This is a genomic window from Mycobacterium lehmannii (assembly GCF_002245535.1).
Taxonomy (GTDB): Bacteria; Actinomycetota; Actinomycetes; order Mycobacteriales; family Mycobacteriaceae; genus Mycobacterium; species Mycobacterium lehmannii.
Window position 1 is genome coordinate 24,274 of sequence record NZ_NKCN01000034.1, and the last position, 14,381, is coordinate 38,654.

At 66.4% G+C, this 14,381-nt stretch carries 14 protein-coding genes, 1 tRNA gene and 1 pseudogene; 5 read left to right on the forward strand and 11 right to left on the reverse strand.

Annotated features, from left to right (window positions below; all coding sequences use genetic code 11):
* Position 1 precedes the first annotated feature (1 nt).
* The gene (gene lysA / locus CEX87_RS24660) at positions 2–1,381 is read right to left on the reverse strand and encodes a diaminopimelate decarboxylase (RefSeq protein WP_198957301.1); all 1,380 of its coding nucleotides are present in this window, start codon (positions 1,379–1,381) and stop codon (positions 2–4) included.
* Positions 1,382–1,416: 35 nt separating this feature from the next.
* The gene (argS, locus tag CEX87_RS24665; protein WP_094289528.1) at positions 1,417–3,069 is read right to left on the reverse strand and encodes an arginine--tRNA ligase; all 1,653 of its coding nucleotides are present in this window, start codon (positions 3,067–3,069) and stop codon (positions 1,417–1,419) included.
* 100 nt (positions 3,070–3,169) lie between these two features.
* Between argS and CEX87_RS24670 the strand changes: the two genes are divergently transcribed.
* Positions 3,170–3,245, forward strand: a tRNA-Arg gene (locus CEX87_RS24670).
* A gap of 26 nt (positions 3,246–3,271) precedes the next feature.
* Here CEX87_RS24670 and CEX87_RS24675 read toward each other — a convergent pair.
* The gene (locus tag CEX87_RS24675) at positions 3,272–4,480 is read right to left on the reverse strand and encodes a cytochrome P450 (protein ID WP_064418722.1); all 1,209 of its coding nucleotides are present in this window, start codon (positions 4,478–4,480) and stop codon (positions 3,272–3,274) included.
* A gap of 187 nt (positions 4,481–4,667) precedes the next feature.
* Between CEX87_RS24675 and CEX87_RS24680 the strand changes: the two genes are divergently transcribed.
* Positions 4,668–5,213, forward strand: coding sequence for a TetR/AcrR family transcriptional regulator (locus CEX87_RS24680; protein WP_064418721.1), 546 nt, complete (start codon positions 4,668–4,670; stop codon positions 5,211–5,213).
* Positions 5,214–5,575: 362 nt separating this feature from the next.
* Here the strand turns inward: CEX87_RS24680 and CEX87_RS24685 are convergent, their stop codons facing one another.
* Positions 5,576–6,466: an SDR family NAD(P)-dependent oxidoreductase gene (locus tag CEX87_RS24685; RefSeq protein ID WP_094289530.1), complete on the reverse strand. Its 891-nt coding sequence runs from the start codon at positions 6,464–6,466 to the stop codon at positions 5,576–5,578.
* A 74-nt stretch (positions 6,467–6,540) separates the two neighbouring features.
* Here CEX87_RS24685 and CEX87_RS24690 point away from each other — a divergent pair, with 74 nt between their 5' ends.
* Positions 6,541–6,984, forward strand: a complete 444-nt coding sequence (locus CEX87_RS24690; RefSeq protein ID WP_094289544.1) for a nuclear transport factor 2 family protein — start codon at positions 6,541–6,543, stop codon at positions 6,982–6,984.
* A 16-nt stretch (positions 6,985–7,000) separates the two neighbouring features.
* Here CEX87_RS24690 and CEX87_RS24695 read toward each other — a convergent pair whose 3' ends face one another.
* Positions 7,001–7,261 carry a hypothetical protein gene (locus CEX87_RS24695; RefSeq protein WP_233151508.1) on the reverse strand — a complete coding sequence of 87 codons (261 nt, stop codon included), beginning with the start codon at positions 7,259–7,261 and terminating at the stop codon, positions 7,001–7,003.
* Positions 7,262–7,393: 132 nt separating this feature from the next.
* The gene (locus tag CEX87_RS24700) at positions 7,394–8,278 is read right to left on the reverse strand and encodes an LLM class flavin-dependent oxidoreductase (protein WP_094289548.1); all 885 of its coding nucleotides are present in this window, start codon (positions 8,276–8,278) and stop codon (positions 7,394–7,396) included.
* 48 nt (positions 8,279–8,326) lie between these two features.
* Here CEX87_RS24700 and CEX87_RS24705 point away from each other — a divergent pair, with 48 nt between their 5' ends.
* The gene (locus tag CEX87_RS24705; RefSeq protein ID WP_094289532.1) at positions 8,327–8,740 is read left to right on the forward strand and encodes a VOC family protein; all 414 of its coding nucleotides are present in this window, start codon (positions 8,327–8,329) and stop codon (positions 8,738–8,740) included.
* A 4-nt stretch (positions 8,741–8,744) separates the two neighbouring features.
* Here CEX87_RS24705 and CEX87_RS24710 read toward each other — a convergent pair whose 3' ends face one another.
* Positions 8,745–9,773, reverse strand: a complete 1,029-nt coding sequence (locus CEX87_RS24710) for a nitronate monooxygenase (protein ID WP_094289534.1) — start codon at positions 9,771–9,773, stop codon at positions 8,745–8,747.
* 39 nt (positions 9,774–9,812) lie between these two features.
* Here CEX87_RS24710 and CEX87_RS24715 point away from each other — a divergent pair, with 39 nt between their 5' ends.
* Positions 9,813–10,205: a VOC family protein gene (locus tag CEX87_RS24715; RefSeq protein ID WP_094289536.1), complete on the forward strand. Its 393-nt coding sequence runs from the start codon at positions 9,813–9,815 to the stop codon at positions 10,203–10,205.
* 15 nt (positions 10,206–10,220) lie between these two features.
* Here the strand turns inward: CEX87_RS24715 and CEX87_RS24720 are convergent, their stop codons facing one another.
* From CEX87_RS24720 to cysD, 4 genes and pseudogenes are all read right to left on the reverse strand, one after another.
* A complete protein-coding gene (locus tag CEX87_RS24720; protein ID WP_064425764.1) occupies positions 10,221–10,697 on the reverse strand; it encodes an Rrf2 family transcriptional regulator in 477 nt (158 codons plus the stop codon).
* Between the two features lie 8 nt (positions 10,698–10,705).
* A complete protein-coding gene (locus CEX87_RS24725; protein ID WP_064425765.1) occupies positions 10,706–11,437 on the reverse strand; it encodes a 3'(2'),5'-bisphosphate nucleotidase CysQ in 732 nt (243 codons plus the stop codon).
* On the reverse strand, positions 11,434–13,314 hold the full coding sequence (gene cysN / locus CEX87_RS24730; protein ID WP_094289538.1) for a sulfate adenylyltransferase subunit CysN: 1,881 nt from the start codon (positions 13,312–13,314) through the stop codon (positions 11,434–11,436). Before cysN ends, CEX87_RS24725 begins: the two co-directional genes overlap by 4 nt.
* Positions 13,314–14,284 (reverse strand): annotated as a pseudogene (gene cysD, locus CEX87_RS24735) (sulfate adenylyltransferase subunit CysD). Before cysD ends, cysN begins: the two are co-directional and overlap by 1 nt.
* Positions 14,285–14,381 lie beyond the last annotated feature (97 nt).

Genomic DNA, 14,381 nt, shown 5'->3' on the forward strand with positions numbered 1-14,381 from the left:
GTTACCTCACTTCCAGACTCAATAGATCGTCGACCGTCTCCCGGCGCAGGATCAGGCGGGCTCGCCCGTCGCGCACGGCCACCACGGCGGGACGGCCGATCAGGTTGTAACGGCTCGACATCGAATAGCAGTAAGCTCCGGTCGCCGCGACTCCCAGCAGGTCGCCGGGCCGGATATCGTCGGGCACCCAGGTGTCACGGACGACGATATCGCCGCTCTCACAGTGCTTTCCGACGATACGACCGATTGTGGGCGCGGCGTCCGTGTTGCGTGATATCAGCCGTGCGTCGTATTCCGCGCCGTAGAGCGACGTGCGGATGTTGTCGCTCATACCGCCGTCCACGCTGACGTAGCGGCGATGCGCGGTCGGGCTCACGGCGACATCCTTGACGGTGCCGACCTCGTAGAGCGTGATCGTGCCGGGACCCGCGATGGCCCGACCGGGCTCGACGACCAACCGTGGAGTGGGTAGCCCGACGGCGGCCGACTCGTCGCGCACGATCGCAGTCAGCTTGGCCGCCAGGTCGGCGATCGGTGGTGGATCGTCCTGGGGCAGATACGAGATACCCAGGCCGCCGCCCAGGTCGACGATCGACATCTGCGAGGTCTTGTCGACGCCGAACTCGGCGACCACGTCGCGAAGGAACCCGATCACTCGATGGGCAGCGATCTCGAACCCGGCGACGTCGAAGATCTGAGATCCGATATGGCTGTGCAGACCCTTGAGGCGCAGGTGATCTGCCTCGAACACCCGCCGTACGGCATCCATGGCGGCACCCGAAGCCAGTGAGAGCCCGAACTTCTGGTCCTCGTGCGCCGTCGAGATGAACTCGTGCGTGTGTGCCTCGACGCCGACCGTGACGCGGACCAGAACGTCCTGGACCACGCCCGCGGCGCCGGCGATCCGGTCGAGGCGGTCGATCTCGATCATCGAGTCGACCACCACGTGCTCGATACCGGCCTTGACGGCCGCGGTCAGCTCGGCGACCGATTTATTGTTGCCGTGCAACGCGATCCGCTCGGCGGGGAAACCACCGGCCAGCGCGACGGCCATCTCACCCCCGCTGGCCACGTCGAGCGAGAGGCCTTCTTCGGCGATCCAGCGGGCCACCTCGGTGCACATGAACGCCTTAGCGGCGTAGCGGACGTTGTCGCCCCCACCGAACGCCGCGGCGATCTCGCGGCAGCGCGACCGGAAGTCGTCCTCGTCGACGACGAATGTCGGCGTGCCGAACTCTGCGGCGATGTCGGTGACCGGCACACCGCCGATCGACACCAGACCGTCGTCATCGCGAACAGTGCTGCGGGGCCACACATTCGGCGCCAACAACAGAAGCTCAGACGGCGACTGCGGGCGCGGCGGAGCACCACCGTGGTGGATCTCTTCGGCGTGCCGGGGGCCGGCGGGATGGGCGATCACATGCGCTCCGGAGCGGAGACGCCGAGGATGCCAAGACCGTTCGCGATCACCTGACGGGTGGCTGCGCAGAGCGCCAGGCGCGCACCGTGCAGATCGTTGGGTGCCTCGTCGCCCTGCGGCAGCACACGGCAGGAGTCGTAGAACCGGTGGTAGTCGCCGGCCAAATCCTCGAGATATCGCGACACACGGTGCGGTTCTCGCAGCGCGGCAGCCGTTTTGAGCACCCGCGGAAATTCGCCGATGTTGCGGATCAGCGTGCCTTCCTTATCGTGGTTGAGCAGTTTCAGGTTCTCGGTGCTGGGAACGACACCCAGCTCGGCGGCGTTGCGGGCCAGCGCCGACATCCGCGCGTGCGCGTATTGCACGTAGTAGACCGGGTTTTCGTTGGACGCTGACGACCACAGCTCTAGGTCGATGTCGATCGGGCTGTCGACCGAGGATCGGATCAGCGAATAGCGGGCGGCGTCGACGCCGATCGCCTCGACCAGGTCGTCGAGCGTGATCACCGTGCCGGCCCGCTTGCTCATCCGGACCGGCTGGCCCTCGCGCACCAGATTGACCATCTGCCCGATCAACACCTCGACCGTGGTCGGGTCCTCGCCCAGCGCGGCGGCCACCGCTTTGAGTCGGGCGATGTAACCGTGGTGGTCGGCGCCGAGCATGTAGATGCACAGGTCGAATCCGCGCTGGCGCTTGTCCAGGTAGTAGGCGATGTCGGCGGCGACATAGGCAGGCGCACCGTCGCTCTTGATGACGACGCGGTCTTTGTCGTCGCCGTAATCGGTGGTGCGCAACCAGGTTGCGCCGTCCTTCTCGTAGATGCTGCCCGCCTCGCGCAGGCGGGCGATGGCCTGCTCGACCCGTCCGGACGTGTGCATCGAGTCTTCGTGGGTGTAGACGTCGAAGTCGGTGCCGAAGTCATGCAAGGACTGCTTGATGTGGGCGAACATCAGGTCCACGCCGATTGCGCGGAAGGTCTCGCACATCTCGTCCTCGGGCAGGCCCAGCGCGTCTGGTTCCTTGGCGAGCACCTGTGCCGCGATGTCCTTGATGTAGTCGCCCGCGTAGCCGTCCTCGGGCGTCGGTTCGCCCTTGGCCGCAGCGATCAGGGAGCTGGTGAACCGGTCGATCTGGGCGCCGTGGTCGTTGAAGTAGTACTCGCGGGTCACCGCGGCGCCCTGGGTCGACAGCAGCCGGCCGAGAGCGTCGCCGACGGCTGCCCAGCGGGTGCCGCCGATGTGGATCGGCCCGGTGGGGTTGGCGGAGACGAACTCGAGGTTGATGTTGCGTCCTGCGAGTGTCTCGGAGTGACCGTAGGTGGCGCCGGCCGTCAGGACGTTGGTGACGATGACGTTCTGCGCCGACGCCTTGAGGCGCAGGTTCACGAAGCCGGGGCCGGCGACGTCCGCGGCGGAAATCCCGGCGGTGTCGGCCAGGGCCGCGGCAAGCCACCCGGCGAGTTCCCGCGGGTTGGCGCCGACCTTCTTGCCCAGTTGAAGGGCCAGGTTGGTGGCATAGTCGCCGTGCTCGGGATTGCGCGGGCGTTCGACGGTGACGGTCTCCGGCAGCGCCGACGCGTCGAGCCCATGCTGGGCCAGCACCGCGGCAGCGGTGGACTTGAGCAGGTCGGCCAGGTCGGCGGGGGTCACGGGGGTCCATCCTATGGTCTCGGGTGGTCAGGCCCCGAATCCGTTTCCGATGAGCTGAATGCGTTAGGCTGTGCAGGCCCATCGGCGCTATTTCTCACGCGCCCCCGTAGCTCAGGGGATAGAGCGTCTGCCTCCGGAGCAGAAGGCCGCAGGTTCGAATCCTGCCGGGGGCACCACTCCGCGAACAAACTGGTGCGACGGTTTACTCGCAGGCCAATTCGAGTCGCTCGAGGCGGCGCACGAGGAGGCTCGGCAGCCACCGCCCAATCTCAGCTACCTCGATCTTCGACGTCCGTTCAAGGAGTTGACCGAGCACGATCCGGGCCTCCAATCGAGCGAGCGCCGCCCCGACGCAGAAGTGCGCGCCCTTGCCGAATGCGATGTGGTTCTTCCCGGTCGGCCGGTCGAGTCGGAATTCGTCGGGATCGTCGAAGTGCGAAGGATCGCGGTTGGCCGCGCCCCATAACAGTAGAAGGCGCGAATCCGCAGGAAGCTCGACACCACACAGGGTGGTGTCGTGGACGACGTGACGATAATGGCCCCGAAACGGCGGCTCGTATCTCAATACCTCTTCAAGAAACGCACCCAGCAACTCCGGGTGATCGCGCACCTGCTCTTGGATATCTGGACGAGTCGCCAAAACCCAGGCCGCGGAACCGATTAACGATGCCGTGGATTCGCCTCCCGCGCTGAACAAGATGATCATCATCGCCTGCGCGGTCAGCTCTTCCAGCTCACCCGATGCACACGCGATGGCCAGGTCGCCGAGCAAGTTGTCCTGCGGGTCGGCGGCAGCCTGTCGAAATTGATCGGTGATGTATCCCGCGAGTTCCATCACCGCGACGCCAGCAGCGGCGAGTTGATCTTGGCTGACAAGCCCTTCCACCACCTGGGTCGCCGAATATCCCCATCGCACGAGGTTGTCGATGTCGGCGTCCGGGACACCGATGATGCGACCCACGATCATCATTGGCAGTCGATTCGCCATGGCGCTCATCCATTCGATGCGCCCATCTCGCACGTTGGCATTCCAGAGCAGCTCGGCCGTTTCAGCGATGAACGGTTCGAAGGCAGCGATACGTTTGGCCGCCAGCTGCGGCAGCAACGCTTTCCTGTGCACCGCGTGCGCGGGCTCGTCGGCGGTGGCCAACACATGGCTCTTGCCGCCTAATCCCTCCATCTCGAAGGTGCCGACCTCGCCACCAGGCTGATACGTCATCGTCGCGGTCAAATTCGAGGAGAAGTCCTCGGGTCGAGCGATGGCGTCGTTGACGGCGTCCCAACTGCACACCGCGTAGAACCCAGAATCGCCGATCCGATGCACCGGCGCCGTGGACAACATCCGTCGGTAGAGAGCGTAGGGGTCCTGTAGCCACTCATCGTCGAACAACTCGATGCCAAGCCGCGTCATTGCTCCACGCTGATCGGAGTCGTCTGCGCACGTCAACCGTCTTCGCACAAGTTGAAATCCCCGCTCGGCCGGCCGGCCGGCATCCGTCGCACGCTGCACTCCGTACCTGCACCAACTCTGAGATTAACCGCCTATTTCGTCTCAATCTTGAGACGATTGACTTTCTGCATTCGAGAGGAAGATCATCGTGGCCCGAGACGATTGGCTCCTTGGAGGCGAGCGCCGTACGGCAGCGGCAGACCGCATCTATGCCGCGGCGACCGACCTCGTCTTGCGGGATGGCCTAGACGCCCTCGACATGGATGTCTTGGCCGTGCGAGTGCACTGTTCACGGGCGACCATCTACCGCTACGCCGGAGGCAAAGCGCAGATCCGCGACGCCGTTCTAATCCGCCTGGCGGCCCATATCGTCGACTCGGTGCGACGCGCCGTGAACAACTTGAGTGGCGCGGAGCGAGTGGTAACGGCAATAACAGTCGCCCTCGAACACATGCGATCAGACCCGATGCGCCAGATGATGGTCGGGTTGAGCGCCGGTGGTGATCTGACAGGGCTCCCTTCCTCGCCGGTGCTGGGCCGTCTCGCCGCGGACCTCGCCGGTATCACGCACGACGACCCCCAGGCAGCTCAATGGATCGTCCGCGTCGTCATGTCGCTGGCGGTCTGGCCGATCGGCGACACCGAGGTGGAACGCCAGATGGTGGAGCGCTTCGTCGCACCAGCATTCAACTGACGAGTCCGGACCACCGGAAGTGCGCCCGTTCCCGATCGTCGTCGGCCCACTTGGGTTCCCCGCGCCGGTGATGACGTTGAGCCGCGGACGTGTCCGTCGTCCCGAGTCCTCGGCCGGAGGAATGTTCAGATTTTCCGCGACATCTGCCACCGCGGCGGTGGCGTTCGATACGCCCGGTGCCGGGGCGGCGAGCAGGTTGCTCGGAAGGGCTGGGGCCGGTGGCGGCGACGCAGGTGCCGCAGGCGGAAGCGGCTTGCTCACCTCTTCGACCGGCTGTGACGCCTGCGCCAACAGCTCGTTCAACGCGACCATCTGCTGCGCCAACTCATTTGCGGCGCAGGGAGGATTATCGGCCGAACGGTTCAGATCGGCAGGCTCGTGCCGGTTTCCTTCTCGGCGAACTCCCAGAGCCTTCTGGCGTCGTCGTAATCGCATGCGACGGCGCCGCGGCCGCTCAACGTCGGCGCACCCTTCAAGCCGTACCTGCTGTCGATGCCGACATAACTGCCGGGAGGAATCGGCTCGGTGATGCAGTACAGCGTGGGCGCCGCGCCCGCGTCGAGATCGTTGGCGAGCACCCGCGCCGCCACCTTCACCACGGCGTGAAACGCTGCCATCGCGGGCTTTTCCGAGACGTTCGACAGATTGGACGCAACCCAGCCGGGGTGGGTCAGGAAGCTGGTGATCGGCGAGCCCGCCTCGCGCAACCGACGATCGAGTTCGAGTCCCCACAGCATCACGGCCAGCTTCGAGCGGGCGTACGCCGGGAACGCCGACCATTTGCTGGAGCGCAGATGCGGGTCGGCGAGGTCGATGCTGGCCGACTTGTGAGCATCGGAGCCCACGTTGATGATCTTCGACCGCACGCGCTCGAAGAGCAGGTTGGTCAACGCGAACGGTCCGAGGAAGTTGGTGCCGAGTGTGGTTTCGAACCCGTCCACGGTTTCGCCTCGGTTCTGCGCGACGAGGCCCGCGTTGTTGATGAGGATGTCGACGTCGCCGTCGAGCAGGCCGGGGAAGGCGTGCACCGACGACTGGTCGGCCAGGTCGAGTTTGACCACCGTCGTGTCGCCGCCCATCTCGGCGGCCCGTTGTGCACCCAACTCGAGGTTGCGCACCGCGAGGATCACATGTGCGCCGGCGCCGACCAGCGCCCGTGCCGTCGCCAGGCCGACGCCGTTGGTGGCCCCCGTGACGATGATCCGCTTTCCGCTCAGATTGCCGAGCCGGCTCGGCGACCAATTCGTAGCCACCGCATGAGGTTAGCGACGGCCCCTACGCGCGTGATCGTTGACACCACACATCGGTGCTGGTTGTCTACTCGCCGATGAGCAACTCCGCGCGCGAGATCGAAAATCTCGTCTACGCCTACGCCGATCGGATCGACGCCGGCGATTTCGACGGTGTCGGCGCACTGTTCACGCACGGCCGGATCCACGGCGTCGAGAACGGGCCGCCGGACACGGTTTTCGAGGGCGCGACCCGGGTGCGGCAGATGTTCGAGATGGCGGTGCGCCTCTACGACGACGGCACTCCCAAGACCAAGCACCTCACTACCAACGTGGCGGTTCGCGTCGACGAAGACGCCGGGACGGGCCACGGCAGCGCCTACTACTGCGTCACGCAGTCCACACCCGAACTACCCCTGCAGGTCATCGTGACCGGCCGTTACCGCGACACTTTCCACCGCGTCGACGGCACCTGGTGGTTCGAAAGTCGCACCATGTTCATCGACCAGGTCGGCGACACCAGCCACCACCTGAAGTTCTAGGCGGGGGCGCCCCGGGTTACCTCCACCACTTCCAGGGCTTGTCCCAGTGTCCTGGCGGCGGCACGCCGGGGATGTGGGCGATATGCCCCGGTGGCACCTTCGGGACATGGACATGCACTGGCGGCGGTCCCGGAATGTGGACATGGCCGGGTCCTGGCGGATCCCAGCGCCAGTCGTCGGCGGCGGCCTGGCTCGCCCCGAGGCCGGCAGAGGCGACTCCCAGCGCACCGGCCAACACGGCTCCGGCCGCAAACCTCTTGAATCCTGTCATCGTCATCGTGATTTCCTTTCGGCGATCTGCCCCCGCCGCTGCTATGGACACTCGGTATTGCTGTCCAACACGACGCGACCCTCACGACTTCCCCGACGGCTCCATATGCCACTCCGGTGGGTACGACCGCCAACCGCCCTACGGCTTGAATTCGTTGACGACGTCGGCAATTTTGCGCACCTGGTCGACGTCCGAACTCGTTGGGATCAGATGAATTTCGTCGGTGCCGATGTCCTCGAACCGACGCAAGACGTCGAGCAGTTCCCGTTCAGTGCCCGCCCAACCGGTCATGGGCGCCATCGCATCGACCACGTCGGCGGGAATCCAGTTCATATAGCGCCGCAGATGGCGATGCACCTGCTCGCGCGGTTGGTCGCCCTCGCCGATCGCGAACCAGAACGACGTCGCAAGGTGCGGTGCGGGCTTGCCGGCCTCGGCCCAGGCGCCGCGCGCGACGTCGAACAGTTCGTTCTGCCGGTCGACATCGAGATCGAGCGTCGTGCCTGCCAGCCCATCCGCCCATGAAGCCGCGCTGCGCACCGTCTTCGGCCCGATCGTGCCGACCAACAGTCGAGGCCCGCCGGATTGCACCGGCGTCGGCCCGACCGGGAGGACGGATTCGGTGACCTTCTCCCCCGCCCAGACCCTCCGCATCACCGCGACGCGATCGGCCATCCCCCGCATGGTCTGGCTTGCCGGTTCGGCACCGACCGCGCGGTAGTCCTCTTCCCTGCCGCCCACACCGAAACCGACCGTCAACCGTCCACCGCAGAGCATGTCGCCGGTGGCCAGCGCTTTGGCCAGCATCACGGGGTCGTGCAGTTGCGGGACCACGACGGTGGTCACCAGACGGACCCGATCGGTCCACGCGGCGACCGCGCCGAGCAGCGTCAGCGAGTGCGGGTTGTCGAACGCGATGCGCTCGCCCCAGCACAGCGACGAGAAGGGTCCGCCGTCGATCACCCGAGCCCACGTCTGGAGTGTCTCGGCATCAAGGTCGGCTTCCATGACAGGCAGCGTCATCCCGATTTGCACGACGGTGATTCTGGCACGGCTGGCAGCATGAGGGTCATGGCGATCACCACCGCGTCCATCGCGCACCTCCGGCTGACGGTCACCGACATCGAACGGTCCCGGGAGTTCTACGAGTCGGTGTTCGGCTGGCGGGTGTTCATCGAGCTACCGGAGGGCGCCGACGCGGCGACCCGTGAGGCGTTGGGCTTTCTGTACGGCGGCGTCATCTACGACCTCGGTGGTGTCCTGGTGGCACTGCGGCCCGTGGGCGACGATCGCTTCGACGAGAACCGCACGGGCCTCGACCACGTCGCGTTCCGCCTGACCAGCAAGGACGAACTCGATTCCGCGGAGGCCCATCTCGACAAACTCTGCATCGCCCATGAACCGATCAAGGACATCGGCCCGATGTACATCCTCGAGTTCCGCGATCCGGACAACATCGCGCTGGAGTTGAGCGCCCCGAAGTGATCCGTTAAGTGAGCCTGCTCATGATGTCGGCCACCGAACCGGGCGCGGCGTCACGGAAGCCGGTTCCCGCCCACACGTTGACACCGTGCGGGTCGCCGGCGCGCAGCGCCGCCGCGCGCAGTGGGCTGGTCAGGTAGTGCACCTCGGGGTAGCCCAACGGCGCCTGGCCTTCGTGGTCGTCGACGAACCGGTTCCGCAGACCACGCGCGTAACGGCCCGAGAACGCCTTCGTGACAACGGTTTCGGTGAATGCGCGGTCCTGCAACGCGGCGCGGTGCACGGCGCTGCTGCCCGATTCCTCCGCGAGAAGGAATGCGGTCCCGAGTTGTGCAGCCACCGCGCCCGCACGTCGCACCCGCGCGACGTCGTCGGCGCTCATGAGGCCTCCCGCGGCGACGACTGGCACGTCAACGCTTGCGACCACCGCTTCCAACAACTCGTCCAGCGGAAGGTCCGACGGCTGCGCGGTCGGGTCGAAGGTGCCGCGATGGCCACCCGCCCCGGGGCCCTGCACGGCGACCGCATCCACGCCGCGGGCCACCGCCTGCTGCGCTTCGCGGAGCGTGGTCACGGTGCCGACGGTGGTGATGCCGGCCGCGCGCAACCGCTGTATCTCCTCGGCGCTGGGCAGACCGAAGGTGAACGACGCCACCGCGGGCTTGAGGTCGAGCAGGACATCGATCTTGGCCGCCCAGGCGTCGTCGTCGAACCGGGGCTCACCGAGCGTGGCGCCGTACCGTTCGGCGTCGCGGGTGAGCGCCTGCGCATAACGCGCGATCGTCTCGGGATCGGCCGCGCTGGGCTGCGATGCGAACAGATTGGCACCCACCGGGCCGGTTGTCAGCCGCTGTGTCGCACTGAGGCGTTCGCCGAACGCCTCGGCGGTCAGGTAACCGGCGGCGACGAAACCCAAGCCGCCCGCATTGGTTCCCGCGGCGGCGAGTTGCGGCGTGGAGGGGCCGCCCGCCATCGGGGCCACGATGACGGGATGCTCAAGGTCCCTGAAGTCGACCGTCACGCGTCCATCGTGCATCGTTGTCGGCGCGCCATCGCGGTGGTTGACTGAATCGGTATGGCCATCACGTTCAACCACACCATCGTGGCGTCGAAAGACCGCGAGGAATCGGCCCGGTTCTTCACCGATTTGTTCGCGTTGCCCCCCGCCAGGGAGTTCGGTCATTTTCTGGTCGTGGACCTGGCGCACGACGCCAGCCTCGATTACGCCCAAGTCGGCCCGGACGAGGACATCCGTCCGCAGCACTACGCATTCCTGGTGTCCGAAGACGAGTTCTCCGATATCTACGACCGCGTCCTGGCGCGAGGCCTGCAGCACTGGGCAGATCCGCGGGGCATGCGCCCCGGCGAGATCAACCACAATGACGGCGGTCGCGGTGTCTACTTCCAGGACCCAGCGGGCCACTATCTCGAGATCATCACCCGGCCCTACGGATACGGCGCGAACTGACCCGCGACGACGCCACTAGTTCAGCGAGTGTCCGCGTTTGGTCTCCTGATCGCGGTAGTCGTCGGCGAGCTTGCGGACGTGCTTGGGCAGCGCATCGGCGGCCACGTCGGCGATGCTCGTCTGCTCGAGCACCGAGCGCATGCTCGCGCGCAGTGCACGCCAGACGTCGGTCAGCGGCGTCGTCGGGCCCGTATAGGGCAGGTCTCCCAGGCCGATGTCACGAACGCTGGCCAGCGGACCGTCGATGCAGCGCAGCACATCGGCGATGCTGATGTCTTTCGCTGGGCGGGCCAACTCGTAGCCGCCTTCGCGGCCGCGGTGGCTGCGCACGAGTCGGTCGGTGCGCAAGGCGGACAGGATGTCGACGAGGAACTGCGGAGGAATGCCCTGCGCCTTGGCCAGGTCGTCGGTGGTGACGAGGACACCGGTGTCGGCAGTGGCGAGTTGCACCATCGCGCGGACGGCGTACTCCGCTTTGGCCGACATACGCATGAACCCAGTCAATCACGCGTGACCGCGAGCACCGCCTCGGCGAGCTCGGGCCGGCACACCACCAAGTCGGGCAGTAGCGGATCGCGCCGGTTGTAAGACAGCGGCGAACCGTCGATTCGTGAGGTGTGCAGCCCGGCGGCGCGGGCGACGGCGACCGGGGCTGCCGAGTCCCACTCGTACTGGCCTCCCGCATGCACATAGACATCCGAGCGTCCCTGCACGACGGAAGCGACCTTCGCTCCGGCCGAACCCATCTCGACCAGCGTGCCGCCCAGCGCGTCGCGCACCGCGAGCGCGATGGCCGGGGGCCGCGTGCGGGACACGACGATCCGCGGGGTCTCGGGTTGCGGCGGGGGCGGCGTGACCGTCGGGGTGGCCAGCGTCGTGCCCTGCGCCGGAAGCGCTACGGCCCCTGCTACCAATCCCCCTGCCTGCCAAAGCGCAACGTGCACCGCCCAGTCGTCGCGTCCGAGTTCGGAGAATTCCCGGGTGCCGTCGAGAGGGTCAACGATCCAGACACGTTCGGCGGTCAGGCGCACCGGGTCGTCGGCGCCCTCTTCCGACAGCACTGCGTCGTCTGGCCGCTCCGTCGCCAGCGCCTCGATCAGGAAGTCGTGGGAGCGCTTGTCCCCGGCGGCCTTTCGCTCAGCTGCGGTCGCGCCGGCGAGCTCGTCCCGGACGTCGAGCAGAAGCCTTCCGGCCGCCGTGGCCAGCCGAGCCGCGAGATCGTGATCGCTCACTGCCGACTTTCCAGCAGCTCGATAACCATCTGAGCCAGGTCCTCGGGATCGCGTTCGGGCGTCAGGCGCAGGTCAGGATCCTTCGGCCGCTGGTAGGGGCTGTCGATACCGGTGAAGTGGGTGATCTCACCGGCACGAGCCTTGGCGTACAGGCCCTTCGGATCGCGTCGCTCACAGTCCTCCAGCGGGGTGTCGCAGAAGACCTCGAAGAAGTCGAGTCCGGCCTCGGTGGTGACCTTTCGGGCCAGGGCCCGGTGCTCCTCGAGTGGGCTGATCGCGGGCACCAGCACAACCTGTCCGGAGTCAGCGAGGATCGCCGCGACGTGGGCCAACCTGCGCTGGTTCTCGGCGCGGTCGGCCATCGAGAAACCGAGGTCGGCGTTGAGACCGTGGCGCAGGTTGTCACCGTCGAGAACGTAGGCGGGAACGCCTTTTTCGATCAGCTTCTGCTCGACGAGCATCGCCACCGACGACTTGCCGGAGCCCGACAGGCCGGTGAACCACACGGTCCTGCCCTTGCTCAGCCGGTCCTCGGCCTTGCACAGCGACTCATGCCGGACGGTGTTGGGGCTCGAGGTGCGGGCGGTCACCTGCGGCAGGATCATGCCGGCGGCGACCGTGCCGTTGGTGTTCGGGTCGATCAGGATGAACGAGCCGGTGGTGGCGTTGCGGCTGTACTCGTCAAGCAGCAGCGGCTGTTGTGTGCGCAGCGAGATGCGGCCCAGCTCATTGAGTTTGAGCGCGGTCACTTCCTTGTCCCGGTGCAGCGTGTTGACGTCGAGGCGGTAGTCCAGCGCCGTGACCCGCGTCCGCGTGGTGCGGGTGGTGTGCTTGATGACGTAGTCGCGGCCGGGTTCCAGCGCGGAACCGTCGGCCATCCAGCAGACGGTGGCATCGAACTCCTGCGCCACCCGCGGCTGGTTGTTCGGCCGCGCGATGAGATCGCCGCGCGAGATGTCGATGTCGTCGGTGAGGCTGATCGCCACCGCCATCGGAGGAAAGGCCTCATCGATCGGACCGCTGGGCCCCTCGATCGCCGCGATCCGTGACGTCAGGCCCGCGGGAAGCACGACGACCTCGTCGCCGACCTTCATCACGCCGCCGGCGACGGTGCCCGCATAGCTGCGGTGGTCGTGATGTTCCAGGGATTGCGGGCGGATCACGTACTGAACGGGGAACCGCACGTCGACGAGGTTGCGGTCGCCGGCGATGTAGACCTCTTCGAGGTGGTTCAGCAGCGGCGGACCTTCGTACCACGGGGTGTTGTCGGATTTGGTGACGACGTTGTCGCCGTTGAGCGCCGACAGCGGAATCGTCGTCACGTCGTGGATGTCCAGGCGGGCGGCGAAGTCATGGAAGTCGTCGCGGATCTTCTCGAAACGCTCTCTGTCCCAATCGATCAGATCCATCTTGTTCACCGCGAGCACGATGTGCCGGATACCGAGCAGCGATGCGAGGAACGCGTGGCGGCGGGACTGTTCGAGTAACCCGTGGCGCGCGTCGACCAGGACGATCGCCAATTGCGCGGTGGACGTACCGGTCACCATGTTGCGGGTGTACTGGATGTGGCCCGGGGTGTCGGCGATGATGAATTTGCGCTTGGGCGTTGCGAAGTAGCGGTAGGCCACATCGATCGTGATGCCCTGCTCACGCTCGGCCCGCAGGCCGTCGGTCACCAGCGCCAGATCGGTGTAGTCGTGACCGCGTTCCTTGGAAGTCCGCTCGACAGAGGCTAATTGGTCTTCCATGACGGCCTTGGAGTCGAACAGCAGCCGGCCGATGAGGGTCGACTTGCCGTCGTCGACGGAACCCGCGGTGGCGATCCGCAGCAGCGTCGCGGCGGGCCGGGCGGTGGGCCGTTCGGTGGTGCGAGTCATCAGAAGTAGCCCTCTCGCTTGCGGTCTTCCATACCGGCCTCGGAGATGCGGTCGTCGGCGCGGGTGGCGCCGCGCTCGGTGAGCCGCGAGACCGCCGTCTCGGCGATGACCTCGGAAACCGTTGCGGCGTGCGACTCCACGCAGCCGGTGCAGGTGACGTCACCGACGGTGCGGAACCGGACGGTCTTCTCGACGATCTCCTCGTCCTTGCGCGGCTGCAGGTACTTGTGCACGGCCAGCAGCATGCCGTCGCGCTCGAACACCTTGCGGCGGTGGGCGTAGTAGATCGACGGCAGCTTGATCTGCTCGGCGCCGATGTAGGACCAGATGTCGAATTCGGTCCAGTTCGACAGCGGGAACACGCGGATGTGCTCACCCTTGTGGTGGCGCCCGTTGTAGAGGTTCCACAGCTCGGGCCGCTGGGCCTTCGGATCCCATTGGCCGAACTCGTCGCGGAAGGAGAACACCCGCTCCTTGGCGCGTGCCTTCTCCTCGTCGCGGCGGGCGCCGCCGAACGCGGCATCGAACTTGTTCTCGCGGATCGCGCGCAGCAGGGTCACCGTCTGCAGTGGGTTGCGCGACGGGATCGTCTCGACCACGCGGCCGGCGTCGATGTCGTCCTGCACCTTGGCCACGACCAGCCGAACGCCGAACTCCTCGACGAGCTCATCGCGGGTCTGCAGCACCTCGTCGAAGTTGTGTCCGGTATCGACGTGCATGACCGGGAACGGCAGCCGGCCCGGGCGGAACGCCTTGAGCGCCAGATGCAGCATCACGATGGAGTCTTTTCCGCCGGAGAACAGCAGCACGGGCCGCTCGAACTCGGCGGCGACCTCACGGATGATGTGGATGGCTTCGGCTTCCAGGGACCGCAGATGGCTGAGCTCGTAGCGCCCCGCGTTGAGCTGTTCGCTCGTGGTCGTCATCATTTCCTCGTAAAGTGGGTAGGAATGACCATATTTATGACCATTACCCGATATTAGACACCGCTGCCGCCCGGAGTGTCAACGCGACCGGGCGCTGCCCCGTTCTCCCTCGCGCCTCCCCCTCGCGCCTCCCCCTCGTGC

Bases quoted from the DNA above. Each gene is read 5' to 3' on its own strand.
- CEX87_RS24705 (WP_094289532.1), top strand. From the start codon at position 8,327: ATGGCGATCACCACCGCGTCCATCGCGCACCTCCGGCTGACGGTCACC.
- CEX87_RS24690 (WP_094289544.1), top strand. From the start codon at position 6,541: ATGAGCAACTCCGCGCGCGAGATCGAAAATCTCGTCTACGCCTACGCC.
- CEX87_RS24675 (WP_064418722.1), bottom strand. From the start codon at position 4,480: ATGACGCGGCTTGGCATCGAGTTGTTCGACGATGAGTGGCTACAGGAC.
- CEX87_RS24695 (WP_233151508.1), bottom strand. From the start codon at position 7,261: ATGACGATGACAGGATTCAAGAGGTTTGCGGCCGGAGCCGTGTTGGCC.
- CEX87_RS24720 (WP_064425764.1), bottom strand. From the start codon at position 10,697: ATGCGTATGTCGGCCAAAGCGGAGTACGCCGTCCGCGCGATGGTGCAA.
- cysN (WP_094289538.1), bottom strand. From the start codon at position 13,314: ATGACTCGCACCACCGAACGGCCCACCGCCCGGCCCGCCGCGACGCTG.
- CEX87_RS24715 (WP_094289536.1), top strand. From the start codon at position 9,813: ATGGCCATCACGTTCAACCACACCATCGTGGCGTCGAAAGACCGCGAG.
- CEX87_RS24710 (WP_094289534.1), bottom strand. From the start codon at position 9,773: ATGCACGATGGACGCGTGACGGTCGACTTCAGGGACCTTGAGCATCCC.
- CEX87_RS24700 (WP_094289548.1), bottom strand. From the start codon at position 8,278: ATGACGCTGCCTGTCATGGAAGCCGACCTTGATGCCGAGACACTCCAG.